The 25,269-nt window shown below is 66.0% G+C and carries 27 protein-coding genes; 14 read left to right on the forward strand and 13 right to left on the reverse strand.

Features of this window, described 5'->3' with window-relative positions:
- Positions 1-575: 575 nt before the first annotated feature.
- Positions 576-1,169, forward strand: a complete 594-nt coding sequence (locus AAHM41_RS17455; protein WP_342237838.1) for a hypothetical protein — start codon at positions 576-578, stop codon at positions 1,167-1,169.
- A 133-nt stretch (positions 1,170-1,302) separates the two neighbouring features.
- Here the strand turns inward: AAHM41_RS17455 and AAHM41_RS17460 are convergent, their stop codons facing one another.
- Entirely contained in the window at positions 1,303-1,518 is a 216-nt protein-coding gene (locus tag AAHM41_RS17460) for a hypothetical protein (protein ID WP_342237839.1), read from the reverse strand.
- A complete protein-coding gene (locus AAHM41_RS17465) occupies positions 1,519-1,878 on the reverse strand; it encodes a ribbon-helix-helix domain-containing protein (protein WP_342237840.1) in 360 nt (119 codons plus the stop codon).
- A 517-nt stretch (positions 1,879-2,395) separates the two neighbouring features.
- On the opposite strand from AAHM41_RS17465, the gene AAHM41_RS17470 reads away from it, so the two are divergent.
- From AAHM41_RS17470 to AAHM41_RS17485, 4 genes are all read left to right on the forward strand, one after another.
- The gene (locus AAHM41_RS17470; RefSeq protein WP_342237841.1) at positions 2,396-3,292 is read left to right on the forward strand and encodes an ArdC family protein; all 897 of its coding nucleotides are present in this window, start codon (positions 2,396-2,398) and stop codon (positions 3,290-3,292) included.
- Positions 3,289-3,684 (forward strand): DUF2958 domain-containing protein, encoded by a 396-nt coding sequence (locus AAHM41_RS17475; protein WP_342237842.1) that lies wholly within the window; start codon positions 3,289-3,291, stop codon positions 3,682-3,684. The genes AAHM41_RS17470 and AAHM41_RS17475 overlap by 4 nt, the downstream gene beginning before the upstream one ends.
- Positions 3,685-3,731: 47 nt before the next feature.
- Positions 3,732-3,971, forward strand: a complete 240-nt coding sequence (locus AAHM41_RS17480) for a hypothetical protein (protein ID WP_342237843.1) — start codon at positions 3,732-3,734, stop codon at positions 3,969-3,971.
- Between the two features lie 193 nt (positions 3,972-4,164).
- On the forward strand, positions 4,165-4,530 hold the full coding sequence (locus tag AAHM41_RS17485; RefSeq protein ID WP_342237844.1) for a hypothetical protein: 366 nt from the start codon (positions 4,165-4,167) through the stop codon (positions 4,528-4,530).
- Between the two features lie 515 nt (positions 4,531-5,045).
- Here AAHM41_RS17485 and ltrA read toward each other — a convergent pair.
- Positions 5,046-6,620 (reverse strand): group II intron reverse transcriptase/maturase, encoded by a 1,575-nt coding sequence (gene ltrA / locus AAHM41_RS17490; protein WP_342237845.1) that lies wholly within the window; start codon positions 6,618-6,620, stop codon positions 5,046-5,048.
- Positions 6,621-7,191: 571 nt separating this feature from the next.
- Here ltrA and AAHM41_RS17495 point away from each other — a divergent pair.
- The 7 genes from AAHM41_RS17495 (at position 7,192) to AAHM41_RS40625 (ending at position 12,960) form a co-directional block, all read left to right on the forward strand.
- On the forward strand, positions 7,192-7,515 hold the full coding sequence (locus AAHM41_RS17495) for a DUF736 domain-containing protein (protein WP_342237846.1): 324 nt from the start codon (positions 7,192-7,194) through the stop codon (positions 7,513-7,515).
- Positions 7,516-7,611: 96 nt separating this feature from the next.
- Complete coding sequence (gene trbJ, locus AAHM41_RS17500) at positions 7,612-8,226, forward strand: P-type conjugative transfer protein TrbJ (RefSeq protein WP_342237847.1); 615 nt, start codon at positions 7,612-7,614, stop codon at positions 8,224-8,226.
- Positions 8,227-8,235: 9 nt separating this feature from the next.
- Positions 8,236-9,462, forward strand: a complete 1,227-nt coding sequence (gene trbL / locus AAHM41_RS17505; protein ID WP_342237848.1) for a P-type conjugative transfer protein TrbL — start codon at positions 8,236-8,238, stop codon at positions 9,460-9,462.
- Positions 9,459-10,160, forward strand: coding sequence for a conjugal transfer protein TrbF (trbF, locus tag AAHM41_RS17510; RefSeq protein WP_342237849.1), 702 nt, complete (start codon positions 9,459-9,461; stop codon positions 10,158-10,160). The genes trbL and trbF overlap by 4 nt, the downstream gene beginning before the upstream one ends.
- 12 nt (positions 10,161-10,172) lie before the next feature.
- Positions 10,173-11,135: a P-type conjugative transfer protein TrbG gene (trbG, locus tag AAHM41_RS17515; protein ID WP_446719459.1), complete on the forward strand. Its 963-nt coding sequence runs from the start codon at positions 10,173-10,175 to the stop codon at positions 11,133-11,135.
- Positions 11,132-12,337: a TrbI/VirB10 family protein gene (locus tag AAHM41_RS17520; RefSeq protein ID WP_342237850.1), complete on the forward strand. Its 1,206-nt coding sequence runs from the start codon at positions 11,132-11,134 to the stop codon at positions 12,335-12,337. Before trbG ends, AAHM41_RS17520 begins: the two co-directional genes overlap by 4 nt.
- Positions 12,338-12,342: 5 nt before the next feature.
- Entirely contained in the window at positions 12,343-12,960 is a 618-nt protein-coding gene (locus AAHM41_RS40625; RefSeq protein ID WP_446719460.1) for a DUF2274 domain-containing protein, read from the forward strand.
- A 602-nt stretch (positions 12,961-13,562) separates the two neighbouring features.
- On the opposite strand, the gene AAHM41_RS17530 is transcribed toward AAHM41_RS40625, so the two are convergent.
- From AAHM41_RS17530 to AAHM41_RS17545, 4 genes are all read right to left on the reverse strand, one after another.
- The gene (locus AAHM41_RS17530) at positions 13,563-14,381 is read right to left on the reverse strand and encodes a class I fructose-bisphosphate aldolase (protein WP_342237851.1); all 819 of its coding nucleotides are present in this window, start codon (positions 14,379-14,381) and stop codon (positions 13,563-13,565) included.
- Between the two features lie 81 nt (positions 14,382-14,462).
- Positions 14,463-14,990, reverse strand: a complete 528-nt coding sequence (locus AAHM41_RS17535) for a VOC family protein (RefSeq protein WP_342237852.1) — start codon at positions 14,988-14,990, stop codon at positions 14,463-14,465.
- Positions 14,991-15,003: 13 nt separating this feature from the next.
- Positions 15,004-15,693: a dihydroxyacetone kinase subunit DhaL gene (dhaL, locus tag AAHM41_RS17540; protein ID WP_342237853.1), complete on the reverse strand. Its 690-nt coding sequence runs from the start codon at positions 15,691-15,693 to the stop codon at positions 15,004-15,006.
- An 8-nt stretch (positions 15,694-15,701) separates the two neighbouring features.
- Complete coding sequence (locus AAHM41_RS17545) at positions 15,702-16,655, reverse strand: dihydroxyacetone kinase subunit DhaK (RefSeq protein ID WP_342237854.1); 954 nt, start codon at positions 16,653-16,655, stop codon at positions 15,702-15,704.
- A gap of 274 nt (positions 16,656-16,929) precedes the next feature.
- Here AAHM41_RS17545 and AAHM41_RS17550 point away from each other — a divergent pair, with 274 nt between their 5' ends.
- Entirely contained in the window at positions 16,930-17,229 is a 300-nt protein-coding gene (locus AAHM41_RS17550) for a putative quinol monooxygenase (RefSeq protein WP_342237855.1), read from the forward strand.
- Between the two features lie 11 nt (positions 17,230-17,240).
- On the forward strand, positions 17,241-18,407 hold the full coding sequence (locus tag AAHM41_RS17555) for an iron-containing alcohol dehydrogenase (protein WP_342237856.1): 1,167 nt from the start codon (positions 17,241-17,243) through the stop codon (positions 18,405-18,407).
- Between the two features lie 770 nt (positions 18,408-19,177).
- Here the strand turns inward: AAHM41_RS17555 and AAHM41_RS17560 are convergent.
- The 6 genes from AAHM41_RS17560 to AAHM41_RS17585 all read right to left on the reverse strand — a co-directional run bounded on the left by AAHM41_RS17560 (position 19,178) and on the right by AAHM41_RS17585 (position 25,248).
- Complete coding sequence (locus AAHM41_RS17560) at positions 19,178-20,203, reverse strand: ABC transporter permease (protein ID WP_342237857.1); 1,026 nt, start codon at positions 20,201-20,203, stop codon at positions 19,178-19,180.
- A complete protein-coding gene (locus tag AAHM41_RS17565; RefSeq protein WP_342237858.1) occupies positions 20,196-21,197 on the reverse strand; it encodes an ABC transporter permease in 1,002 nt (333 codons plus the stop codon). Before AAHM41_RS17565 ends, AAHM41_RS17560 begins: the two co-directional genes overlap by 8 nt.
- On the reverse strand, positions 21,190-22,719 hold the full coding sequence (locus AAHM41_RS17570; protein WP_342237859.1) for a sugar ABC transporter ATP-binding protein: 1,530 nt from the start codon (positions 22,717-22,719) through the stop codon (positions 21,190-21,192). The genes AAHM41_RS17565 and AAHM41_RS17570 overlap by 8 nt, the downstream gene beginning before the upstream one ends.
- A 67-nt stretch (positions 22,720-22,786) precedes the next feature.
- Positions 22,787-23,797 carry a substrate-binding domain-containing protein gene (locus AAHM41_RS17575; RefSeq protein ID WP_342237860.1) on the reverse strand — a complete coding sequence of 337 codons (1,011 nt, stop codon included), beginning with the start codon at positions 23,795-23,797 and terminating at the stop codon, positions 22,787-22,789.
- A gap of 109 nt (positions 23,798-23,906) precedes the next feature.
- The gene (locus tag AAHM41_RS17580; RefSeq protein WP_342237861.1) at positions 23,907-24,284 is read right to left on the reverse strand and encodes a putative quinol monooxygenase; all 378 of its coding nucleotides are present in this window, start codon (positions 24,282-24,284) and stop codon (positions 23,907-23,909) included.
- Between the two features lie 70 nt (positions 24,285-24,354).
- On the reverse strand, positions 24,355-25,248 hold the full coding sequence (locus AAHM41_RS17585; RefSeq protein ID WP_342237862.1) for an NAD-dependent epimerase/dehydratase family protein: 894 nt from the start codon (positions 25,246-25,248) through the stop codon (positions 24,355-24,357).
- Between the last annotated feature and the right edge of the window lie 21 nt (positions 25,249-25,269).

A 25,269-nucleotide genomic window follows, 5' to 3' on the forward strand; every position in this document is an offset into this window, starting at 1 on the left:
TAGACCAGGGACGGTCGACCCTGGCGATCTATTCCTTCGATCAGGCGGGGGAAGTCGGACAGGCTTGGCCAGGAAGGGCCGTGTGCGATTGCCTCCGCTTCCGGGAGACGATAACGGTGGCCGGTTTGGGAGCACCCTCGCCAGCTCGCGCTCGCCGAGAGACGCTGGAATCCAACCGGTTCGGTTGACGTCCGGTCTCAGGCCGCCGGCGCAGTGCGCATATGGCGCCCTTCGGCCGCGTATCGGAAACAGGGGATTGTCGGCCCGACATTCTCCTCATCAGATGGCTTGATATCGCGATGACCAGGCAACAGGGATACTCCGCTCGCCACTTCCGAGTTGCGTTGGATATCGAGCGATAGCGCCACTGAAGGCCCGGCGTTGACCACCCGCGATTCTCCAGCGATAGGTGAATGGCGGCGCCGGTAATTAAGTAACTCTGATGCATTCTGTCGTTTCGTTTTTTGATATTTGCATACTATTATATTGACGGAAGTATATGTCAGAATACTATCGTATGAAAGGCAAACGCATTTTCAGGAAGCGGATAATTTACCTAAAATTAGGAGGAAATCATGGCTGGTTTACTTGATGGTCTTCTCGGGAGCGTGTTTGGCATTCTCCAGCAGGTTCTGAACGGCGACAGCGATGGCTTGCTCGGCGGGCTGGTCAGTGGCCTGACCACTGGCGTGGCCGAAGGCCAAGAGGCCGGGGAGCAGGGCCTCCTTGGTGTGGCAGGTGGCGCAGTCGGCGGTGTTGTCGGCGTCGCCGTCGGCGCAGTGGACAATCTCGGCGATGCGGTCGGCGGTATTCCGTTGGTTGGCCCGCTGGTCGGAGGCCTCGTACACACGGTGACAGGGTTGGTGAACGGCGTGCTCGATACTGCCGTCGGATTGGTCGACGGACTTCTTGCCGTCACTGACATCATCGATCTTGGACCTGTCGGCCAGCTGCTGAACGGCGACAGCGGCGGTCTTGCCGGCGGGCTCACGGCAGGGCTGGAGATCGGCCTGGACTATGGCAACGAAGTCAGTGCTCAGGGCGTTCTCGGCAGCGTCGGGGGCACAGTCGGCGGGCTCGTCGGCTTCATCAACGGCACCATCGTCAACCTCGACGAGGTGTTCGGTGCAGGTGAGGCAGCCTCGGGCTCCGCCGACTACATGCTGTGACGCATTGAAACGGGCCGGCCGCCAAAAAGGGGCGGCCGGCCCTGCGACCTGTGTTGGCCCCAAGGGGCCGTGAGCGCACTCGCAGAAGATCCGCCGCCCGCGGCATTCGGGGCTCCGGCGGGACCGGTGCGTGTCAGGAGCCGAGCCACATCTGAAGTAGCTCTATCCGCGAAATGAATGTGCCATCGTCGCGCTGAATTTGATGCACGTACTTTCCAGACGTCTCGATTGCGTGCGCTGCCCGAACGGCGTCGGCCTCGGTGTCTCGTTCGGTTGACAGCAGCGGCTGCGGTGGCTCGCGGATGCGGTCAAACCTGCGATCCGAGTACCATATGATGAAGGGCGTCATCTATTCTGGATCCTGAATCGAATCTCGATTGCGCAGCTTATGGGTCTTCCAGGCGGCTCCCGGCGGGAGCCTCGGTGTCCTGTCCTGGCTCAGTGCGTAGAAGTAGCTGTGGATGAATACGCGAACTGCACTTGAGAGGTTTCCCCTGGTCGATAGGCGATCAGAGATTCTTGTGACGAGATCATTCAATGTGAGGTCTTCACGCTTGAGAAGCTCTTCAAGTGCTTCCCAAAATGCCTCTTCCAGTCGTATACTCGATCGCGCTCCACCAATTGTTACGTTGCGCGTTCTTGACGCCGGAGCGGTCTGAGTGCCCGAGAAATACACGATACTGTCGCGATTATCATTCGATCCTTTCATCTCGATCCCGCCAAAATTCGTGATGCGAATGACGATAAATGTCTTACATTTAAGTAGATAATGGTTGGATTATAGCATTAGATTTTATTCCTGTCACTGTCGGGGCGTGGATTTGGCGCTGATTGAATCCGACGACCCAGCATCAGTTGAACGCCTGCTGCCGTCGCAGCCGCGGCGCAAGATGCGCCGGTGCGAGTGTCCGCTCCTGAGTCGATCGCCTATGACCGCAAATGGCGCCAACGCGCCGTTTCCGGAGTTCGGCGAGGGCTTGGACCTTGCCGGACTATTCCGGAGCCATGGACGTGGATCAAATGAATAGCGTCCCCGTCTGCGGGGTGGGCGTCGCGCCCTTGTAGGCCCGCCCGGGCCAGGCGCAACCCTCCGCTTCGCTGCGGGTCCTCCACTTCGTTCCGGCCTTCCGGTGCGCCCAGCCCTTGCTGGCGGGCCTCCCGGCCGCTTTTCGCCGCCCACCCCGCTATCCGGGGACGGACGGTTTGAAGAGCCAAGGGAGAGGCCCATGCCCGCTGTCGAACGCCGCCCGGAACCCGACCGGCCGTCCCTCTATGCCGAAGTCACCGGCCGCATCATCACCGAACTGGAGCAGGGCCGGGTGCCCTGGGTCCGGCCCTGGGGCCAGGGCCCCAGCCCGCTCGGCCTGCCCCGCAATGCCGTCTCGGGCCGCCGCTATTCCGGCATAAACATCCTGATCCTGTGGGACGCCGCCGTGGACCGCGGCTTCCCCTCGCAGGACTGGCTCACCTTCCGGCAGGCGCTGGATTTGGGAGGGCATGTCCGCAAGGGCGAGCGCGGCACCACAGTCGTTTACGCAGACCGCTTCGTGCCCCGCGCCGAGCGCGAGCGCGCCGACCGGGAGGACGACGAGCCCGCCGGCGTGCCCTTCCTCAAGCGCTTCACCGTGTTCAACGCCGCCCAGTGCGACGACCTGCCCGAGCGGGCCGAAGGCGCAGTGCCCATGGCCCCCGAGGACGCCATCGTGCCCGAGGCCGATGCCCTGATCGAGGCGACCGGGGCCGATATCCGCATCGGTGGCGACCGCGCCTTCTACGTGCCGAGCCAGGACTTCCTGCAGGTGCCGCCGCGCGCATCCTTCTTCGTGCCGATCAACTGGTATCGCACCTGCTTTCATGAGCTTGGCCACTGGACCGGCCATCCCTCGCGGCTCGACCGCGATTTCTCCGGCGTCTACGGCTCGGTCGCCTATGGCCGCGAGGAACTCGTCGCCGAGATGGCCAGCGCCTTCGTCTGCGCCTCGCTCGGCATCGTCCCGAGCGTCCGCCACGCCGATTATCTCGGTGCCTGGCTCGAGCTTCTGCGCGAGGACGTGCGCGCCATCTTCCGCGCCGCCAGCCATGCCAGCCGGGCCGCCGACCTGATCCTGGAGGCGGCGCCATGATCCTCATTCCCGATCCCCTGCGTGCGCGGCTGGTCGCCAACTTCCAGGCCGGCCCCAAGCCCGATCCCTTGCCGGTGGTGAAGCTCTATGCCCCCTGGGGCGTCGCCTGCTGGCTCCTCACCGAACTGATGGACGACGGCGACACCCTCTTCGGCCTCTGCGATCTCGGCCTGGGCTGCCCCGAGCTCGGATATGTCAGCTGGGCCGAGCTGGAAGCGCTGCGCGGCGCCCTCGGCCTCGGCATCCGGCGCGACGAGCGCTTCGCGCCGACCCGCCCTCTCTCGGTCTATGCCGGGGCCGCCCGGCTCTGGGGCTACGTCGTCGAGGACGAGGCGCTCCTCGCCGACGCCGCCCGCCACATGTCCCCGTTTCCGCCGGTTCCAGCCCGCTGAGCCAGTGCCGGCACGGCACATCCCGACATGCCTGAAGGAGAGAAGCCATGACCGATCCAGTCGCCAGCATGGTCGATGCATTCGGCTGGGAGACCGGCGTCACCATGCCTCGCAATGTCGATCCCGACATCGTCCACCGCACGATTTCCAAGCTGCTGGAGAAGGGCATGGCCTTCTCCGTGCTCGCGACAGCGGAGGGCATCCAGATCTTCACCCACGCCGATGCCTATTTCGCGCGGTGCCTTCCGGACCGCGGACGGGACGGCACATGGCGGTTCGGTCCGTGACGTGCTGGCGCGCCTGGCCGGTTCAACTCCGGCCGAAGGCGGATAAGTGGAAGGCCGAGCCTGCGGCGCGACCGGAGGTCAGCCGGGTGCTCCGGTGCCGTCTCGAACTGCACCGGCATGCCGCCGTGCGGGCGGCGCTGCCGGGCAATCCGGCCGGCCGCCATGCCGGGGAGGACGCCGCCTCGAGGCGCTGGTGGCGCTCTCTGACGAGGAGGTGACGCGCATCCTCGCCGTCGCCATCGGCGAGACACTCGCGGCCGGCGGCGCCGTCATCGATGCGGCCGGCGCGAGCCTCGGCGTCCGCATGGCCGAGGTCTGGCAGGCCGACGACGCCTTCTTCGATCTGGTCCGTGACCGGGAGGTGGTGGACGCGATGCTGGCCGAGGTAGCCGGCCGGGCCGTCGCCGATGCGAACCTCCCGGCCACGCTCGAGGCTCGCCGCGGCATCGTCCGCGACTGTCTCGCGGGCGCCAACGGGCAGACCAGGGTCGAGGACTGGACGTCCGCCTGGATGACCTTCCTGGCTCGGTCCTACACCGATCGCGGCGCCCTAGGCTGAGGACTCGATAGCAGGAGCTGCCATCGCCCCCCTGTGCTTCCTAGAGCCGCTCGCGCCCCGCGCGGGAGCGGTGTCTTGCTGTGCTGGGCAGCCGGGCAGCCGACCGGCGATGCTGCCGCGGCCCACGCCGGCATGGTGTCTCCCCCGTCCGGCCGGGGCCTGTCCCGCCGCGCTCGGGCGTTGGACCTGCGGGCGGCGCCGGCCAGTCCGAAACCCTCCCGGACCGGTTTTCTCCCCGCCGCCTCCGGCGGCTCCTCGCGCCCGCTTCGCTCCACAAAGCCGGTCCGTCCGGGTCCTCCGCTGCCGCTCCGGCCTCACGGTTCCGGCCGCCCGGTCTCGCCCGCGACGGTCCGCCATCGCGGCGGGACAGGCCCCCGCGACCAACAGAAGGTAGAGTAGGCGCGTGGCGCCGCACTGCCTTGCGGCAGCCGGTTTCCACACGCCTCTCCCCGAACCGGACGTGCCAGTTTCCCGGCATCCGGCTCTCCATGCACGGCCATGGCCGTGGGTGGCCCTCACAGGGTTGCGAGGGTGTTGAATGCCGTCCAGAACTGGTCGGCTCCGGGTCGGAACCGCTCGCTCGAGCCAGCATTCCATCCGTTCGGTATGCGTATGCCCCGGTGCGGGAAGGGCGAAGTGCCGCCCTCCCGGAAGAAGCGGAGCTGTGTGGTCCCGTCGGCCCACCGTCCCCGCTCGCCGCGCCTGTCTCCGGTGAAGCGGCGGCGCAGCTCTCGCCACGTCGCCTTGCGATGCTTCCTCCTGAGCCAGCGCCCAACGCGCTGCCACATCCACCAGTCGAGCCTCGTGAAGTCCCGACAGGCCCGGGTCGCGTAGCGATAGTAGTTCCGCCACCCGGTAATAATGGGATTGAGGCTGCCGATGAGATTGGCCAGGCGACAGCCTGTCGGCGTCGCCCGCACCCTCGCCTTGATCTTGTGACGCAGGTCCCTCAGCTTGCTCTTCGGAATGAAGAGGTTGCCGACCATTCGTCCGGTGCGGCGTGCCTTGGTCTGCACCACCCGGTAGCCGAGGAAGTCGAAGCCCTCCTCGACAGTGGTGATCTTGGTCTTCTCCATCGACAGCTCCATGCGGAGTTCCGTCTTCAGGAACTCCGCCAGCGCCAGCTTCTCCGCCTCGGCCTCTTCGCGTGTCCCGTCGGTGCAGACGACGAAGTCGTCCGCGTACCGGACCATATAGAACATCGGTCGACCTCGGCGCCGGTCATAGAGCCGGCGGTCGGCCGCGTTCTGTGGCCTTTCACGGGGGCGAAGCGACCACCGTCCGTACCGCTCATCGATGGCCGTCAGGTAGATGTTGGCCAGCAACGGCGAGACAATGCCACCCTGCGGTGTTCCCGTGACCGGGTGGCGGACGGTGCCCTCGACCAGGATGCCCGCCTTCAGGAAGGCGAGTACGAGCCGGAGGATCTTGCGATCCTTGATCCGCCTGCGTACCCGCTCCATCAGGACATGATGGTCGATGGCGTCGAAGCACCCCTTGATGTCCCCCTCGATCACGTGGCGGTACGCGGACGCGCCGCCGGTCGTGGGGTGCATTCTGCGCTGGATCGCACACAGCGCGTCATGGGTGCTTCGACCGGGCCGGAACCCATACGAGGTCGGGTAGAAGTCCGCCTCGAAGATCGGCTCCAGTACGAGCTTCAAAGCCATTTGCACCAGTCGGTCCTTGAGCGTCGGGATGCCAAGCGGGCGCATCTTGTCCGGTCTGCCGGGCTTCGGGATCAACCGTTGCCTCACAGGTTCCGGACGATAGGTGCCGCGGCGCAGATCCTCTCGGATGTCCTCCAAGAACCTCGCCACGCCGCCGGACCGCTCTTCGACCTTGTGCCGCGTGACGCCATCCGAGCCCGGCGTCTGACTGCCCCGATTCCGGGCCAGCCTTCGCCAGGCTTCGGCGAGCGTCCTGCGGTCGCACACGATATTGAACAGATCCGCGAAGACCTGGTCGGCCTTCGCAGTACTCCACCGGTAGAGCTTGCGCTGCATGTCGAGGACGAACGCGGTGTTCACCGCGCCGGGCGTGCGCCCACCTCCTGCCGGCCTGCTCAACCCACTGCCTCCCTTCGCCATGTGAACGGCTCTCCCGTTCCCGGACTACTACGGAGGCTCCGCCCCTTGCGGCGGCGATCATCGGTCGCCTCGATCATCTCCTGGAGATGAGATGCCGACGCAAGGTTCCCGGGTTCAACCAACGTCCCCTCATCTGCTTTAGGAACCGACTCTACTCCGTGCGGATTCCGGCCACAGGGCACCGCAGACTGGCCCTGCGACTGACGCGTGGCTCTCCACGCGCCCCTGGTGCCCGTTGTCTCAGCGGGCACCGGCACTCCGCCGGTCCGAGGACCGATCCGCCCACTTCCGATGCGGCGGATGGCATGTTCTTCCGGAGCTTCAACCATCGGTTCGGTTGCCCTTTCCATGGCAGATACGCTCACCAGACCGGCCTCGGGCGGAAGTCCCTCGGGCGCCTGGCTTTGACGGGTTCTGCTCATTGACGGCTCGCCGGAGGCACCCGGTTCACCTCACCCGTCTGCTTCGCTCCCCGCGCTGCGGCGCGTGGAGGGCGGGGTCTCCCACCCCGCGGGAACACTGACTGCACGTGATGGCTCCCTCCCATCACTCCCGGCACACGAGACACGCGATGCCCGCGATCGGACACGTCACCAAGCTCGCCACCGGCGGCTACAAGGGCCAGGTCAAGACCCTCTCCATCCGCGCCGAGATCGACATCGTCCCCAATAGCTCGAAGTCCGGCGACACCCAGCCCGACTTCCGCGTCCTGACCCAGGGCGTCGAGGTCGGTGCCGGCTGGATCCGCACCGGCGAGGCCTCCGGCAAGCCCTATGTCAGCCTGTCGCTGGCCGCTCCCGAGTTCGGCCCCCGCAAGCTCTACGCCAATCTCGGTCGCGCCGCCGGACAGGACGATCCCGATGTCTACGCCCTGATCTGGAATCCGGTCGACTGAGCCTCGGGCCTACCGCCCTCGCACCCCGCGGGGGCGGCTTTCTCGCCAGGAATCGCGGCTCCGGCCGACAGAACCTGAGCCCCATCGGCACCGCCGGTGACAGGGGCTTCGTCTCGGCCTTCCCATCCTACCGAGCAGATCGAGAACCAGATCCGGTCGCTGCAGAACGAGGCCGCCATGCTCCAGAACATGGCGCGGAACCTCGAGACGCTCGATCTCTCCTCGCTGCCCGCGATGCTCTCGGATCTCGAGCGGATCGGCGGGCTGATGGACGAGGCCCGTGGACTCGCCTTCAGGGTCGACGCCGTCGAGGCCTTGTTCGACGAGATCTATCCGCAGCAGTACGGGGCGAATACGGGCCAGGCCCGGCGTGCCGCCGACGCCCGGCGGCAATGGCAGGAGGCGATGGACGGCTTCCGGCAGGCGATGACGGTGCAGGCCCGCGTGGTCGAGACGGTGCGGACCGACGCCGGCACGCTCTCGGATCTCGTCCTCGCCTCGCAAGGGGCCGCGGGCGGGCTCGAGGCGCAGCAGGCGAGCAACCAGCTCCTCGCGCTCTCGGTCAAGCAGCAGCTGCAGATCCAGGACCTGCTCGCGGCGCAGTTCCGCGCCGACGCGGCCGAAGCCGCGCGCCGGACCCAGGCCCAGGAGCAGGCGCGCGCCGGCTTCGCCCGGTTCCTCGGATCCGCCACCGCCTACACCGCGCCCTGAGGGCGGGGCATGGGCGATCTCAACGTCATCGACCGGTTCCTCGAGACCTTCATCCGCTACATCGACGGCGGGTTCGGCCTCCTGGGCGGCGACATCGCCTTCCTGACCACGGTGCTGGTCGGCATCGACGTCACGCTCGCCGGCCTGTTCTGGGCGCTCGACGGCGAGCGGGACGTGCTCGCCCGGTTGTGCCGCAAGGTGCTCGTGGTCGGCGCCTTCGCCTTCATCCTGAACGACTTCGCGGCCCTCGCCGATATCGTCTTCCGCTCCTTCTCGGCCTTGGGCCTGACCGCCGGGCAGAGCAGCCTCGGGACGGAGGATCTGCTGCGGCCCGGGCGCCTCGCCGGGATCGGATTCCAGGCGGCCTGGCCGCTACTCGAACAGGCCGGATCGCTGATCGGCTTCACCACCTTCTTCGACAATGTGGTGACGATCGCGGTTTTGCTCTTCGCGTGGTTCGTCGTGATCCTCGCCTTCTTCGTGCTCGCCGTGCAGTTCTTCATCACCATCCTCGAGTACCGGCTGACGGCGCTCGCGGGCTTCGTTCTCGTTCCCTTCGCCCTGTGGAACCGGACGGCGTTCCTCGCCGAGCGGGTTCTCGGCGCCATCGTGGCATCGGGCGTCAAGGTCATGGTGCTCGCCGTCATCGTCGGCATCGGCTCGGGTTTCTTCGGCGAGTTCATCGGGGCGCTCCAGGGCCGCGAGCCCGGACTTGCGGATGCGATGTCGCTGGTCCTCGCCTCGCTCGCGCTGCTCGGGCTCGGCATCTTCGGGCCCGGGATCGCGACCGGCCTCGTCTCCGGCGCGCCGCAGCTCGGCGCCGGGGCCGCCGTCGGCACGGCCCTCGCCGTAGGCGGTGTCGCCGTGGCCGGCGGCATGGCGGCGACCGGAGCGGTCTCGGCCGCGGCGCGGCTGGGCGCGGCCGGCGGCCGCTTCACCGGCGCGCTCGCGACCGAGAGGCACGTCGCGCGCCGGACCGAGCTCGCCCGCGAGATCCGGGCGCTCGGCGGCAATGGGGGAGGGGCCCCGCCTGAGAGCGGCAGGGGACCGGCCACGCCGCCGCCGAACCCGCCGCCGCCGGAGGGGACGCCTGGGGGCGCGCCAGGCTGGGCCCGGCGCCTGAAGCATCGCGAGGCGATCCGGCACGGCGCCTCCGCCGCCACCCACACCGTACGCTCAGGCGACCATGGCGGAGGCTCGCTCTCCGTGCCGCTGGCCGAGGAGGATCGGAGATGAACCCATTCCGCCGCGCCTCGACCCGCTACGGCCGGACGCCCGAGCCGGTCACCCCCTACCAGAAGGCGGCGCAGCTCTGGGACGAGCGGATCGGCTCGGCCCGCGTGCAGGCGCGGAACTGGCGGCTCATGGCCTTCGGCTGCCTCGGCCTTGCGATCGGACTCGCCGGCGGTCTCGCCTGGCAGGGCGCACGAAGCCGGGTGACGCCCTACGTGGTCGAGGTCGACACGCTGGGCCAGGTCCGGACCGTGGGCCCTGCAGCCGACGCCTACGAGCCGACCGACGCCCAGATCGCCTGGCACCTCGGCCGCTTCATCGTCGACGTGCGCTCGGTGCCGATCGACCCGGTCCTGCTGCGCCGAAACTGGCTTGAGGCCTACGACTTCGCGACCGAGCGCGGCGCCGTCTTCCTCAATGGCCATGCCCGCGCCGCAGACCCCTTCAAGGATGTCGGCGAGAAGAGCGTCTCGGTCCAGGTGACGAGCGTGGTCCGCGTCTCGGACCGCTCGTTCCAGGTCAAGTGGACCGAAGAGGGCTACGAGCGCGGCAGCCTCGTCCGCAAGGAGCGCTGGACCGCGATCCTCACCGTCGTCCTCGATCCGCCGAAGAGCGCCGACGTGCTCCGGAAGAACCCGCTCGGGCTCTATGTCGAGGGCATCAGCTGGGCACGCGAGCTCGAGCCCCGGGAAACCCGCTGAAGGAGGCGCCCCATGACCGCCATCCGACCGACCATCACCCTGGCCGCGATCGCCGTGCTGCTCGCCGCCTGCGGCGACGAGGCGCTGCCGGACATCGCCTATGACGATTTCGTGCCGGCCGTGGCCGAGAGCGAACCGCCGAGGCCGGTCGAGATCGTGAAGGTGCCCGAGCCGGTGCCCCTGCCGGGGCAGCTCCTGCCGCGTCCGAGGCCGCCGAGGGCGGACAAGCGGGCGCCAACCGGCCGGGTCGCGGCGGCGAACCGGGCGGCGCTGCAGGAGCCTCAAGCCGCGGGCTACGTCAATGCCGTCCAGGTCTATCCCTATATGGAGGGCGCGCTCTACCGGCTCTATGCGGCGCCGGAGCAGGTGAGCGACATTGCGCTCGAGCCCGGCGAGACACTGACCGCGGTCTCGGCCGGCGACACGGTGCGCTGGGTGATCGGAGACACCACGAGCGGGGAGGGAGCGGCCCGACGGGTGCACGTGCTGGTCAAGCCATTCGGGCCCGGTCTCACGACAAACCTCCTCGTTCTCACCAACCGGCGCAGCTACCACCTGCGGCTCGAGAGCACCGAGCGGACGGCGATGGCGGCGGTCTCCTGGACCTATCCCGCGGCCGAGCTGCTGGCGCTGGAGGACCGCAACCGCCGGGCCGAGGCGGCGGCGCCGGTCGATGCCGGGCTCTCCCTCGAACACCTACGCTTCCGTTACGCCATCACCGGAGACGCTCCGCCCTGGCGGCCGATCCAGGCCTTCGACGACGGCTCCAAGGTCTATATCCAGTTCCCGCGGCGGATCGACCAGGGCGAGATGCCGCCGCTCTTCGTCGTCGGGCCGGACGGCGGCAACCAGCTCGTCAACTACCGGGTGCGCGGCATCTACTACATCGTCGACCGGCTCTTCGCCGCGGCCGAGCTCAGGCTCGGCGAGGCCCCGCAGCAGGTGGTCCGGATCAGCCGGACCGATGGGAAATGACCGAGGTGTCGCGCGACGACGGACGTAAGCTGCCGCCCGACGCGCTCGTGCTGCGGGGGCGCCCGCGGAGCGTGATCCGATTCCGCCGGCGCCTCGTGATCGGGCTCTCCGCGGCCTTCTCCGCCGCCGTCTTCGGCGCCGCGTGGCTCGCGCTTCAGGGCCTGCCCGCGCGGCCCCGCCAGGAGGCGCCGGCGGAGACGGCGCGCAAGGCGACGCCCGACGGCCTCCTGGCGCTGCCCGGACGCTATGACGAGATCGCGAAGCCGGTGCCGACGCTCGGGCCCCCGCTGCCCGGCGATCTTGGCGTCCCCGTGGTCGAGCGGGAGAAGTCGCTCGGCCTCGCGCCGTCCAGCCTGCGTCCGGATCCGGAGGCGGACGCCTCCCGCGCTGAGCGGCTCCGTCTGGCCCAGCAAGCGCGGCAGGCGCGCGAGGCCGGCGTCTTCTTCCGGATCTCGAACGAGGCTCGCGATGGAGAGAGGCGGCCGGCGAGCGGCGACGCGGCCGTGCCACCGACCGGGGCGGCGCAGCCCAGCCTCGCCGCCGGGCGCGATCCGGGCGCGCAGCAGCGCAAGCTGGAGTTCCTCAACGGGCCGGCCGATGACGAGATCTACAATCTGCATGCGCTGCAGCAGCCGGCATCGCCGCATCAGGTGATGGCGGGGACCGTGATCGCGGCGAGTCTCGTGACCGGCCTCAACTCAGATCTGCCGGGGCTCGTGACGGCGCAGGTGACGGACAACGTCTATGACAGCGTCGAGGGCCGCACTTTGCTTGTGCCGCAGGGAGCCAGGCTCATCGGCCGCTACGACAGCGTGATCGCCCATGGCCAGAGCCGGGCGCTCGTCGTCTGGCAGCGCCTCGTCATGCCGAACGGACGCTCGATCGTGCTCGACAACTGGCCCGCGACCGACAGGGCCGGATATGCCGGACTCGAGGACGAGGTCGACGTCCATGGCTGGGAGCTCGCCAAAGGCGTCGTGCTCTCGACCCTCCTCGGCGTCGGCACCGAGCTCACCATCGGCGACGACGAGAGCGATCTCGTCCGGGCGCTCCGGCAATCGACCCAGCAGAGCGTGAACCAGGCCGGGCAGCGGATCACGGAGCGGGCGCTCGACATCCAGCCGACGCTGAAGGTGCGGCCCGGCTGGCCACTCCGCGTCATCGTCCACAAGGATCTCGTGCTCGAGCCCTATCAGGGATGAAAGCGATGTCTGACCTCAAGCTTGGTCCCCTGCCGAAGGCGGAAAAGGTCCGCCTCATGGTCGCCATGCCGAAGCCGCTGAAAGAGGCGCTGGACCTCTATGCCGCCGAGCACAGCCGGCTCTACGGGCCGGTCGACACGACGGTACTCATCCCATATATGCTCGAGGCCTTCATCCGCTCCGACCGCGCCTTCATGCGGCGCCACGGCAAGGCGGTACCGGCCAGGGGCGCCCAGGCGCCGACAGAGTCCCCCCGGGCGTCACGACGGTGCCGTCCCTGCGGTCGGATGACTCATCGTGAAGGACGGCGATCCGAACCGCGCAGCTGCAAAGTCGTCTGCAATCGCCAGCGCCTGGTGAAGGACCCGGACACAGCGGAGCGGCAGGCGCGGCCGAGCCGCGAATCCGAACGGATCATCCAGGACATTCCCGAGCTGCGTATCATTGGGAATGAGCCCTGGCAGGCGGTGAAGGCGCGACAGGCCGAGAACAGGATCGAGCGGGACGATAAGGCCACGGTGATATCGGCACGATCAACTGTCGCCGCCCCAAGGACCGCTTTTCGGTCCTCGCCCAATGCGCTTGCTGCGGCAGGGGCTATTCGGCGATCTCCGCCACATTGATCGGCTGCTCGACCGTGCGCAACGAAGGCATCTGCAGCAACTGCGTCAGCGTCCGGCGCGACGAGCTGGAAGCAAGGGGGCTCAACGTGCTGCGGAATCACATGCGCGATCCCGAGATCTTCGCCGAGTTCTGCGACGACCATGCGCGGGAGACGAACCGGCCTCGAAGGCCCTGCCGGTAGAGCGGGGCCACTGCAAGCAAGAATGGCTCCGGAGGAGGCCGCAACCAAGGATTCTCGCGGATGGCCGAGAGCGCCGTTCCGCGACTGGCAGTTGGGCGTACCCTGGCGATCGGTGTCATGATTGACGACTCCGCCTGCGGTGCGCAGATCTTCCCGCAGTGACCGGCTCTGGGAGACCGGCGATGTCGGCTCATCCCTGGCCAAGAAGAGAGAGAGCCACGACTGCCTGGAAGGCGACACAAGGGGGGAACTGCCCGCGGCCTTCGAAACTGCCCGTCACCAGGAGAGGAAGTCTCTGTGGAATCGATGACGGCCGGAGCGCTCGAATCCGCAAACACGGTGAGGAGCCTTCCCAGGGGACCGGCGCCCAATGCGCTCCGGCAGGCCACGATCACGCTGTCGTGCGTTCCTGCCATCTCATCAACGATGGGCCAATATTTCCAAAGCCGCGCTGCTGCCCGCCCCATGGTGGACGACTGCCATCAACGCCCGGACCATACGGTCCGGATGGGCGTGCTGTATGATGTTGCGCCCATAGACGATGCCCCGCGCTCCTTGCTTCATGATTTCCACGGTGCGTGTCAGGATCTCTTCGTCACCGGCGCGGCCGCCTCCTCTTACGAGGACCGGGACTCCCGCGGCGGTCTCCACGATCCTGTGAAACTCCTGCGGATTTTCGCAAGGATCCGCTTTGATGATATCTGCGCCGAGCTCCACCGCCTGGCGCACCAAGGGCAGAATGAGGCTGAGATTGCCGTCGACCATATAGCCGCCCTTGGCGTCGTTGGGCGCCATCACCAGCGGCTCGACCATCAAGGGCATGCCGGACCGCTCGCACTGCCGCTTCAGGGCCATCACGTTGCGCAATGTCTGATGATGGAGCTCCGGCTGGTTGGGCAGCAGCAGATGATTGACGACGACGCAGGCGGCATCTGCGCTCACTGCCAGTTCGACCGCCGCGGGATTCGTCTCCGAGAACAGATGGCGCGGCAGCGTCGCCCCATAGACATTGGAGGTATCGGACCGCAACACCAGCGCGGGGCGGGAGCGGCCGCGCACGCCGTCCAAGGCATGGACCATGCCCGGCGCCAGCTGAATGGCGTCCGGGGCCGCCTTGACCAGAACGGCCACCGCCCTGAGCATGTCCTCCACGCCGGCGAGCAGCGGCAGCTCATTGACCATGCCGTGATCGATTGCGACGTCGAGGCAGCGACCGCTCTCGCCGAACAGGCGATCCATTCTCGCTCTGACAGACATGGGGATCCTCGCAGGCAGGACAGGAGAGCATTGCCCGCCTCGGCGGGCGCATGGCTTCAGCCGCTAGTTCATCTCGGGAGGGTATGTCTCGACCATGTCGGGAGGCAGGTCGAGGGTCGGGCAGTTGCCGAGCTCATAGATGAAATCGAGTTTCGGTTCGGTATGCAGATAGTAATGTACGTCGATATCGAACTGCCCCGTCTGCATGACACCGATGCCGTTCTCTCGATAGTCGGCAAGGATCTTCTGAATCTGGTCATCGTGGATTTGCTCCTTGATATGATGCAGACCCTCGCCGCGCCGTTCGAGGAATTCATTGTAGATCGTCGGCCCATAGACCGGCTGGATGATCTCCAGCTGCATGTCGCCGATCCAGGAAATGGCGATCAGGAACTTGAATGGCTCCGATACCGGTTTGTCGTCGACGCGGAGATTCCTGACCGACTTTTCCGTGAATGTGAGCACGGTCCACGGGCCGATCTTTAGATTGTCAATCCAGGCTTGCATGGATTTGTGAAGATCGCGGGTGACAAACGCGATTTGGTAGATCTTGCGATCTTTATTGTAGTCTCTCAGTTCAGCGTTGCTCATCTGTCGAACCATTTTAGATCCCTTCCGTTGGACGTGATTGTGCCGCCGTGCCACGCGGCACGGCCTGAGCGGCTGCCCAATCGCGCATGGCATTGAAGATGAGGGTGACGGACACTGCGCCAGCGTCCGGGTAGCCAAGCGAACGGCTTCCCATCGTGGAAGCCTTGCCAAAGCGGGCGACGAGTTGTCTGGTCCGCTCCTTGCCGGCTTCGGCCGTCTTGGCAGCGGCCGACAGGGCCGAGACGATGTCGACGCGCTCCTCGGCGGCCTGCGTCAAGGCGGCGGCAGCTGGAACGAGCGCGTCCAGCATGGTCTTGTCGCCCGGCTTGGCGCCGCCGCGCTTCATGATTTCGGCGATCGATCTCTCGAAGTATTCGGCGAGGTCGCGGACCGTAACGCATTCACCGTCACCGAGGCCGCGCGCTCCTGCCCTGAACATCAGCCCGAACACGATCCCCGATGCGCCGCCCATCCGGTCGATCAATGTGTCGCCGACCGTCTTGAGCAGGTCCCGGGCGCTGGAAAACCGTGCAGGCGTCACGATATCGCGGACGCCTTCGAAGCCTCTCGACATGCCGAGGCCATGGTCGCCGTCGCCAATGTTCCGGTCGGCCTCGGTCAGCACGTCGACGCTGCCGATGATTGTATGGGAGATGGCCAGGATCATCTCCTTGAGCTGTGCGATCGTGAGGTCCTCCAGCATTGCCGACCTCATCTGCTGAAGAACGACGCCCGGCAGGGCGCGTCGTAGAGGCGCTTCAGTTCGTCATCGAGGGCGAAGATCGAAATCGAGAAGCCATGCATCTCCTGGCTGGTCGTGACTTCGCCGACAATGGTGTGGTGGACGTTGAGGCCCGCAGCCGCGAGCAGCTGGGCCGTCTTGCGGTAGACGATAAAAAGCTCGCCGCGCGTCGTCGCACCGAGACCATTGACGAGGATGCAGACATCCTTCGGCTGTAGTTCGGCGGCGTCCTGCAGCACGAGATTCAGCATATGCGTCACGGTATCGTCGGCGCTCATCATGTCGCCGCGCCGGACACCTTGCTCGCCGTGCATGCCGAGCCCGATCTCCATCTTGCCTTCGGGCAATATGAAGGTCGGCACATCCGAGCCAGGCACCGTGCCGCCAGCGCTCGCCACCGCGATCGATCGCGTATGGCGGGAGGCGCGCTCGGCGACTGCGGCGGCCGCCGCGAGATCGTAGCCCGCAGCCACCGCCGCCCCGGCGATCTTGCTGGTGAAGAATCCTCCGGCTATGCCGCGCCGATCCGTGCGACGCTCGAGCGGGGCTCCTGCGGCGTCATCGCAACTGCGGACCGAGCGCACCTCGATCCCTTCGTCGGCGAGATCGTCTGCCGCCAGATCGAAATTCAGCTTGTCGCCGGCATAGTTGGCATAGACGAAGAGAATGCCTTTGCCGCGATGAACCGCCTTGGCGGCTTCCACGATGCGATTGGGCGAGGGAGCGGCGAAGACATCCCCTTGGACGATGGCGTCCGCAAAGCCGTCGCCAATATATTCGAGCCACCCCGGCTCGTGCCCACTGCCGCCCCCCGTCACCACGGCGACGCGCCCGGGAATCTCCTTCCGGTAAATCGAGAGGGTGCCATCGATGCGCGCGAGGCCTTCCCCATATGCGCTCATGAAACCCTCGAGCGTCTCCACGGCGACATCCCTGGCCGTGTTTATGAATTTTCTCACGACTCTCCTCCCGAGAGGCCATCGAGCAACGGTCGACAGATGTTCAATAAGTCGACCGTATGATCAGCTTATTGAACATATGCCATTGCGAACTCCCCACTGTCAAGCGCAGGCAGTGACGGCGCTGCCGACGGCACAAGGGCCGCGCCGGTGCGAACCGGTATCCCGGGGACGTTGACAGTCGCCATATTTGTTCATAATTTCGTTTATATAGACGGCAATATGAACAAGGTGCAATATGAAAGCGATCTTTGCCCGCATGTTTGTCAGCCGGGACGCGGTTGATCTGGTGCTGAGAGCCTTGCCGGCTCTTGTAGAGGGAACACGGTCCGAACCTGGTAATCACACGTTCATGGCTCACCAGAGCAAGGACGATCCAACGATTTTCGGGTTCTATGAACAGTTCACGGACGAGGCCGCGCATGTCGCGCACAGCGACATGCCGCATGTGAGGGAGATCCTCGACATCCAGGCGAAGCACGGCGTCAGGAGCATTGAGGTGGTTGTCTGGGACCTCAAGGAACCGGCATCGAACTGAGGTCTCCGCCGATGCACAAATTCAGTTTTGCGGCGACCCGCGCGCTGCATGTCGAAGTCGGCGCCGCGAACCACCTGGCGCAGATTGCCGCCGATCGTGGACTCGGTGCCGGCCACGTCTTCTTCGTGACTGACCCCGGGATCATGCAACTGGGCCTTGCTGCCGGTGCAATCGAGAGTTTCGAGCGCGTCGGCGCTCGCGTGACGGTCTTCGACGCCGTCGAGGCCGATCCGCCGGCAGATGTCGTTCTCCGCGCCGTCGAGGACGCGCGGATCGCTGGCGCTTCGCTCGTGGTGGGCTTCGGCGGCGGCAGCGCGATGGATGTCGCCAAGCTCGTCGCCTATCTGGTCGGTTCGGGCGACACGCTCGATGCGATCTTCGGCGTCGGGCTTGCGAGAGGTCGCCGCCTGCCGCTGATCCTGGTGCCAACGACAGCCGGCACGGGGTCGGAAGCCACCATGGTCTCGGTCGTGACGGTCGGCACCAGCGAGAAGAAGGGGGTTGTCTCGGCATCCCTGCTTCCCGATCTCGGTGTGCTCGATGCCGAGCTGACGCTAGGGCTGCCACCGCACATCACCGCGGCGACCGGAATCGACGCCATGGTCCATGCCATCGAGGCCTATACCTCGCGGAGCCTGAACAACAACCCGCTTTCACGGATGATCGCCCGCGAGGCGCTCTCACTGCTGGGGAGCAACATCGAGCAGGCCGTCTTCAACGGGCGGGACCGGGCGGCGCGCGCCAATATGCTGTTGGGCGCGGCCATGGCCGGCATGGCCTTCTGCAACGCCCCTGTTGCGGCGGTCCACGCGCTCGCCTACCCGGTTGGAACGCTCTTCCATGTGCCGCACGGGCTTTCCAACGCGCTCGTTCTGCCGCATGTGATGCGGTTCAACGCATCGATGTGCGGCGCCGAATATGCCGAGCTCGCCGCACTCGTCTTTCCCGATTTGGCGGGCGTTTCCGACGGTGCCGAGCGCTGCGAGGCGTTCGTCCTCCGCCTTGCCGCGTTGAGCGCAAGGCTCGGGCTCCAACAGCGTCTGCGCGATGTCGGAATTGGCTCCGGCGACCTCGACAGGCTGGCCGCCGATGCGATGAACCAGACCCGCCTTCTGGTCAACAATCCACGGCGGGTCGGCCTCGCCGACGCCCGGGAGATCTACCAGCGGGCGTTCTGACCGGGAGCCGGTCGCCAGATGGCGGCACCAGCACCTGGTGGATCCGGAGATGGCAGGCTCTTCGGTCTCCCATTTTTCTATTGGTGCGCCCGGTATGGGCGCGCTCCTGCGGGTGAGAGTCCCACCATGAGCTGGTCATGGTGGGGGAAGCGAAGCGCAACTGCGGAAGGGCGACCGACCGTGGGGAGGAAGCGTGGAGAGTAAGCCGCGGGCCGATGGACAAGAACCGGACATGAGCGATGCCTCTCGGGGCGAGCGGGCCAAAGACCGCGAAGCTCCCGTGACCAAGGGGAGGCGGCGTAGATCCGGCGGTCGTGCGGCGAAGGAGTGCGTTCTTACCCGGGGAGATCTCGCCTTGGGGCTGAAAGGGCGACGGTGTCGAGCCGGAGCGAGACGTCAGCAGAGGTCGTAGTAGCCAGGCACTTGGCGAAGGACAGAGCGAAGAGTGATCGACCGGCATGATGATGCGGCAAGCCAGGGGTCAGATGCCCGCGCGAGCGGGACGGTCCGGGGCAGGGCACGGTAAAGCCGGGCCTCAGCCGGGCAGCGACGCCGCGAGCCGTCCGCGTCACGGATGGGGGCGGCACGGGGCTGCTGGAGGCAGCCCTGGCGCGCGAGAACCTGCAACGGACCTGGGCCCGGGTGAAGGCCAACAAGGGTGCGGCCGGGGTGGACGGGCTGTCGATCGTGCAGACCGCCGCCCGGCTGCGCACGGCCGAGCCAGCCCCCTCACAGGCGACCTTCGCCGCGCCTGAAACTGCGGGAGCGCCTCAGCGACGCCAACGCCCCAGACGAGCTGTGAAAGCCCCGACAAGAATGAGAAGCGTGCCCCAGATTGCAAGAGTCAGATAGGGGCTGATGTTCAGCTGATTGAGGGAAGACTGGATAACCTGGAGGATCGCAAGGGCGACCAGCATCCGGCCGACCCTGCCGGCGCCGCCGAACGGATTGACGCCGCCGAGGACCGCCGCGAGGATCGTGAGCAGCAGATAGCTCTCGCCATAAGCGGCGTTAGCGGAGTTGAACCGGCCCATCATCACAAGCCCGGCGAGGAAGGCGAGCACGCTCGATGCCATGTAGCACCGCGTCATCACCCACCTTGTGTTGACGCCGCTGTAGCGCGTGGCAGCCTCATTGGAACCGATCATATAAAGCGCGGCACCAAAGCTCGTCCGATTGAGCGCGAAGGCGAGGACTGCCGCAGCCGCCAGCAGCACCAAAAGCGACGCCGGCAGGAACCAGATCATTCCCTGTCCAACAAACAGGATGGGCTCCGGGAAACCCGACAGGACGCCGCCGCGGCTGAACCCGAGCGCCAGTCCCTTCAATAGGATCATCATGCCGAGCGTGGCGATGATCGACGAGATGTTGAGATAGGCGACGAGAACGCCGATCGTCAGACCGATCAACAGCGCGACCGCAAGACCCGCCGCGAGCGCCATCGCCACCACGGCATAGAGCTGGAGACCGTCCAGGCCAGACGGATAGGCGGTCAGAATCGCCGCCACCACCAGCGCGCAGGCATTCGCCGTCGCCACCACGGCAAGATTGAGGCCGCCCTTGAGCAGCGTGATCATCATGGCGAGGGACAGCAACCCGAATTCCGGTATCTGCACGGCCATCGCCCGCAGATTGGCGCCCGACAGGAAACGGTCGCCGACGGCAGCGCTCGCCGCAGCCAGCAGCACGACAAGCAGGAGCGAGAGGCCCCAGAACCCAGATGCCTGCGCCAGCATCCTTCTCGCATCCGGCGCCACCAGGAAAGCACGGCGCTCCTTCTGCATAGCGTCAGACATCGGCCGTCCTTCCTTTCATCCAGCGCATTTGCCGATCCTTCATGGCGGTGGCCGATGCAGCGATCAGTACGACGAGGCCGTTGAAGACCTCGACCCAGTAGGACGACACGCCGGCGAGCACGAGGCCGTTGTGCAGCATGGCGAGCAGCGCCACGCCGAGAAAGGCGCCGAGGACCGATCCGCGCCCGCCGGCGAGGCTCGCCCCGCCGAGAATGGCGGCGGCAAGGACATCGAGTTCCGTTCCCACCAGCGCGCTCGGCACGACGGTTTGCGCCAGCTGCGCCTGCGCAACGCCGGCGAGCGATGCTATGAAGCCCATATAGCCGAACACGAAGAAGCCGATCCCCGTCGCATTCAGCCCGATACGGCGCGCCGCCTCGACATTGCCGCCGACGGCACGGATCTGCTTGCCGAGATTCGACACATGCAGAACAAGGTAGGATGAGACGAAGGACACGACCACAAGGATGATCTGCAGATTGAAGCGATGCTTGAAGCCTTCGGAATCCGTCACGGAAAACAGTGCAATTCCGCCGTAGAACCAATCCGGAAGGATCGATATGTACTTCCCGCCGGAGAAGAACATCAGAAATCCGAAGAAGATGTTCAGCGTCGCCACCGTCGCGATGATGCTGCCGAGCCGGAGGCATTGCGTAAGAAAGGCATTCACGAAGCCGCAGCCTATGCCGACGGCGGCGACGCTGAGGAACAGCGCAGCCCAGTTGTTCCCTGTCGCCTTCAAGAAGGCAAAGGCCAGATATTGCGCCACCGACGCGGTAGCCGCGAAGGAGATATCGATATTGCCCGAGACGAGGACAACGACGAGGCCGGCGCACAGGATGGCGGCATAGGCATTCGAGGTGACGACATCCTCCAGGTTCCGCAGAGTCAGGAAGCTATCGGTGCCGAGCGAAAGAGCCGTGCCGAGGATCAGGATCACGGTGGCCAGCAGCGTCTCATGGCTCAAGAAGAGGGATCGCGCCCGATCACGCATGGGCAGCCTCCCTGACATCCTGCTCACTGCACGTGCCGGGCCGAAACTCGCCATCAAGCACCCCAGCCCGCATGACCAACAGACGATGCGTGTGGTAGTAGACTTCCGGAATCTCGTCGGAGATGAGGATCACAGCGACGCCGGACGCGGCCAGTTCCCTGATCACGGCATAGATCCCGTCCTTGGCATTGATGTCGACGCCGACCGTGGGGCTGTCGAGGATCAGTATCCGCGGTTTGCGGGCCATCCACTTCGCCAGCACGACCCGTTGCTGGTTGCCGCCCGACAGGGTGCCGACGGCGTTGCCGGGATCCTTTGTCTTGATGGCGAGATTGTTGATCCAGTCCTGCACGACGGATCTGCGCTGCCGGTGCCGCAGGACGCCGAGCGGACCGGCCAGACGATCGTAGAGCGTGACCAGGATGTTGGCGGCGATGGACTGGGCCATCACCAGGCCTAGGGACAGCCTGTCCTCGGGCACATAGGCGACGCCCCGCGCGATGGCATCGCGATTGGATCGAAAGACAACATCGGTGCCGCCAAGGCGGATGCGCCCCCGGTCGGGCGCGGTCATGCCGAAGAGCGTGTGAGCAAGCTCGGTCTTTCCGGCACCCATCGCTCCGGTGATGCCGAGGATCTCTCCCGCCCTCAGGCTGAAGCTGATGTTGCGGAACTCGCCGGCTCTCGTCAGGCCCTCGACCTCCAGCACGACGCCGCCGGGTCTTGATTCGGTGAGCGGCTCATAGGCGAAGTCCTTTCCCGTCATCAGCGCGCCAAGGCGGGTCGGCGTCAGGCCGGGCGCGTCGTAGGTCCCGATCTTGCGGCCATCGCGCAACACCGTGACGCGATCGGAAATGCTGAGCACCTCGTCGAGCTTGTGGCTGACGAAAATGACGCACAAACCCTTCGCCTTGAGGTCCGAGACGATGCCGAGCAGGGCCTCGATCTCCTTCGGATTCAACGAGGCGGTCGGCTCGTCCATGATGAGCAGCCGGGCATCCGAGCTCAGCGCCCGACATATCGCAACGATCTGGCGATGGCCGATCGCAAGGTCCTTGACCTCGCTCTCGAGATCCATCCGAGCGCCGATCTTCTCGAGGATCTGCTGCGCATTGTCGTGGATCGCGCGTCGACGTGCCGGGGCGAATGGCCTCCGGAACTGCTGGAACGAGATATTCTCCGCCACCGTCAGATTCGGGAACAGGGCCAGGTCCTGGTAGATTACTTGGATGCCATGTCGGGTGCTGAGAGACGGGGTTAGCGCGCCGTACTCCCGCCCTTCGACGGCAATGACGGCGCCTCTCTCGGGTCTGGTGACTCCGGAAATGATCTTGACGAGCGTCGACTTGCCCGAGCCGTTTTCCCCAGCCAGGCAATGGACCTCGCCCTTCTTCAACGTCAGGGCAACATCCGCCAGCGCCGTCACGCCGCCATAGCGTTTGGCGATCCCCGTCAGATCGGCGAAGACCGTCGGGTCGGCGCCGAAGGTCGGTGGATTCTGTTCGATTGTCACGCGTTCCATCCCGAGCTCTCCATCCGGCAGTCGGTGCCGCCGGACCGGCACCGACCGCGGTTTCGATCGTGGCCGCTCAGATTCCCTGATCGGCCAGTGCCTGAACGTTCGACTTGTCGAAGCGCATGATCTTGTCGAAGGTGATGGTGCCTTTTGCTTCGTCGACCACGGCTGCGCCGAGCTGGCCGATGGTCATGCCGTCGGCGATCTTGTTGCCCTTCAAGAGATCGCTGGCGACGGCGACCATCGCATAGCCGGAATCGATGGGGTTCCAGAGGAACCCTTCGTGGATGATTCCGGCGCTGATCAAGGCTTGGGCCTGGGAGGGGATGCAGGTTCCGACCACGAAGATCTTGCCGTCGGCACCCGCCTGCCGGATGGCATTGCCGGCGCCGATCGGACCGTTGGCGCCCTCGGCCAGCACCCCCTTGAGCCTCGGATAGGCCTTGATGGCGTCGAGCGTCGTCCTCTGCGACCCCTCGATCGAGTCGCCGCCTGGAAACCTGTCCGTCGCCAGGCGCATCTTCGGGTAATGTTCCTTCTGGTAGGCGATGGCGGCGTTCGCCCAGGCGTTGTGAAGCGGCGTCGTCAAGGTACCGACGAAGACAATGTAGTCGCCCTCTTCCCCCATGGCCTGCGCGAGACTTTTCATCTGCTCCTCGCCGAATTTGACCGACTGGATCAGGTCGATGTTCCAGTCCTTGCCTACCTGGTTCGGCCCCTCGAGGGTCACGATCTTGACGCCGGCCGCCTTCGCCTTCTGAAGGATCGGCGCGGCGACCTTTTCATCCAGGGGAACGAGCCCCAGGGCGTCGATGCCCTGCGCCAGGATATCCTCCAGCATCTTGGTCTGTTGGGCGACATCGACAGCTGCCGGTCCGGTCAACGTGGCATCGATGCCGAATTCCTCGGCTCCGTCCGCAACGCCTTTGGCCATCGCATCGGTCCAGGGGATGCCGATGATTTTCTGGACGATGACCATCCGGGGCTTCTGGGCCGTGCCCGCGGCGAGCCCGGCCGATTCCACGCACGCCACCGCGGCCATGCAGACAGCGGCCGACAGCACAAGTCTTGCCATTCGATTCATGCGAATTCCTCCCTTTGCAGTCTCTCGGACCGGTTTGTGCGGCATACTGTTCAATTGATCGGTATGATGAACGATCAGCCGGGCGCGATGCTTTCCTTTCGGACGTCTCTCAGCGGACAGCCTCCATGACGATGACCTTGATCTCGCCGTCGAGAGTCTCCAGCAGCGGCGGTACTATCCTGCGGATGTGCTCCGACGCGTTGTGGGCGTCGGCCGCCGCCTTGTCCTTGAAGACCTCGTAGGTGACATAGGTGAGCGGCCGATCCGAGACTTTGTGTAGGCGATAGTCGATGTTGCCGGGCTCGGCGCGCGTATCGATCACGACCTGCTTCATGATCGCCTCGAAGTCGCCGGCCTTGTCCGCCTTCACCGTGAAGGTGGCGATGTCGAAATAGCCCGCAGCGTCGATGTCGCTGGAAACACCGCCGGCGACGGCGGGCGTTCCCGCCGCGGCAAGAAGCGCCGCGGCAATTGCGTACGTTCTCATGCTTCCTCCACTGGTCTGCCGTTGTCGGGGCAAGGGATGCGGGCCGCGGCACTCCTGCCCGAGGTAGCGATCAGTCGGCCTCCCGCTCGATCCAATCCAGAACGCCGGCCTCTTTCGGGGCCCAGCCGAGAACCTGTCGGGCATAGCGCGACCTGACGCGGCTGTTGGAGCCCAGTGCGAAGACCGCATACTCGTAGCCCCACTCGGCGATGGCGTCTTCGATGGTCCAGTCCCGGGTTTCCGGCAGGCCATAGCGACGCGCGATCGCCGAGGTGATGTCGCGGAATTGCACCTCTCCGCTCTCCGCGAAGACGAACAGGCCAGCAGGGGCTCGCTCGATGGCGGCAATGTAGAGCTCGGCCATGTCCTTCACGTGAATGGTCGACCATCGATTGAGCCCGCGACCGACATGCCGCGGAATCCCGCTCCGCTTGGCCTGGTTGATCAGCGACGGGACCTGAATGCTGTCGCGGTGCGCGCCGAGGCCGTGACCGTAGATCATCGTGTTGCAGATGACGATGGTGCGGATCTGCCGGGTCGAAGCGGCGCGGACCATGTTGTCGATCTCCAGGCGCACCTGCTTCTGTTCGGTCGAGGCCACCGGATCGTCCTCGGTGTAAACCGAGTCCGAAGCCTCGCCGTCGGCCGTGTCGCTCACGACGCTCGAACCGCTGGTGTGGATCAGCGGCTTGCCTGTCCCCTCCAACGCCGACAGCATGGCCTCCAAGGCCGGCCTGTGGTCGCTGTCGGCGGCATTGATCACCACGTCGGCCGCACGACCCTCCTCGGCCAGCAAAGCCGTCTCCGACAGATTGCCCAGGACGGGAACGACGCCTGTGCACTCGACAGCGGCGATCTTGCCGGCGTCACGCACCAGGCCCCGCACCTCATGTCCACGGGCGGCGAGAAGGGACGACAGCGTCCCACCGATGTATCCGCTCGCGCCGGTTATGAAGAACTTCATAGGGATGCCCTCTCGGCAAGG

It is taken from the genome of Inquilinus sp. OTU3971 (assembly GCF_038440215.1).

Coding starts and splice junctions, on each gene's coding strand:
- AAHM41_RS17585 (WP_342237862.1), bottom strand. CDS start 25,248: ATGAAGTTCTTCATAACCGGCGCGAGCGGATACATCGGTGGGACGCTG.
- AAHM41_RS17470 (WP_342237841.1), top strand. CDS start 2,396: ATGCCCGCTGTCGAACGCCGCCCGGAACCCGACCGGCCGTCCCTCTAT.
- AAHM41_RS17580 (WP_342237861.1), bottom strand. CDS start 24,284: ATGAGAACGTACGCAATTGCCGCGGCGCTTCTTGCCGCGGCGGGAACG.
- AAHM41_RS17565 (WP_342237858.1), bottom strand. CDS start 21,197: ATGCGTGATCGGGCGCGATCCCTCTTCTTGAGCCATGAGACGCTGCTG.
- AAHM41_RS17555 (WP_342237856.1), top strand. CDS start 17,241: ATGCACAAATTCAGTTTTGCGGCGACCCGCGCGCTGCATGTCGAAGTC.
- AAHM41_RS17570 (WP_342237859.1), bottom strand. CDS start 22,719: ATGGAACGCGTGACAATCGAACAGAATCCACCGACCTTCGGCGCCGAC.
- AAHM41_RS17480 (WP_342237843.1), top strand. CDS start 3,732: ATGACCGATCCAGTCGCCAGCATGGTCGATGCATTCGGCTGGGAGACC.
- AAHM41_RS17495 (WP_342237846.1), top strand. CDS start 7,192: ATGCCCGCGATCGGACACGTCACCAAGCTCGCCACCGGCGGCTACAAG.
- AAHM41_RS17455 (WP_342237838.1), top strand. CDS start 576: ATGGCTGGTTTACTTGATGGTCTTCTCGGGAGCGTGTTTGGCATTCTC.
- trbL (WP_342237848.1), top strand. CDS start 8,236: ATGGGCGATCTCAACGTCATCGACCGGTTCCTCGAGACCTTCATCCGC.
- AAHM41_RS17475 (WP_342237842.1), top strand. CDS start 3,289: ATGATCCTCATTCCCGATCCCCTGCGTGCGCGGCTGGTCGCCAACTTC.
- ltrA (WP_342237845.1), bottom strand. CDS start 6,620: ATGGCGAAGGGAGGCAGTGGGTTGAGCAGGCCGGCAGGAGGTGGGCGC.
- AAHM41_RS17465 (WP_342237840.1), bottom strand. CDS start 1,878: ATGAAAGGATCGAATGATAATCGCGACAGTATCGTGTATTTCTCGGGC.
- AAHM41_RS17560 (WP_342237857.1), bottom strand. CDS start 20,203: ATGTCTGACGCTATGCAGAAGGAGCGCCGTGCTTTCCTGGTGGCGCCG.
- AAHM41_RS17530 (WP_342237851.1), bottom strand. CDS start 14,381: ATGGATCGCCTGTTCGGCGAGAGCGGTCGCTGCCTCGACGTCGCAATC.
- trbF (WP_342237849.1), top strand. CDS start 9,459: ATGAACCCATTCCGCCGCGCCTCGACCCGCTACGGCCGGACGCCCGAG.
- AAHM41_RS17575 (WP_342237860.1), bottom strand. CDS start 23,797: ATGAATCGAATGGCAAGACTTGTGCTGTCGGCCGCTGTCTGCATGGCC.
- AAHM41_RS17535 (WP_342237852.1), bottom strand. CDS start 14,990: ATGAGCAACGCTGAACTGAGAGACTACAATAAAGATCGCAAGATCTAC.
- dhaL (WP_342237853.1), bottom strand. CDS start 15,693: ATGCTGGAGGACCTCACGATCGCACAGCTCAAGGAGATGATCCTGGCC.
- trbG (WP_446719459.1), top strand. CDS start 10,173: ATGACCGCCATCCGACCGACCATCACCCTGGCCGCGATCGCCGTGCTG.
- AAHM41_RS17460 (WP_342237839.1), bottom strand. CDS start 1,518: ATGACGCCCTTCATCATATGGTACTCGGATCGCAGGTTTGACCGCATC.
- AAHM41_RS17520 (WP_342237850.1), top strand. CDS start 11,132: ATGACCGAGGTGTCGCGCGACGACGGACGTAAGCTGCCGCCCGACGCG.
- AAHM41_RS40625 (WP_446719460.1), top strand. CDS start 12,343: ATGTCTGACCTCAAGCTTGGTCCCCTGCCGAAGGCGGAAAAGGTCCGC.
- AAHM41_RS17550 (WP_342237855.1), top strand. CDS start 16,930: ATGAAAGCGATCTTTGCCCGCATGTTTGTCAGCCGGGACGCGGTTGAT.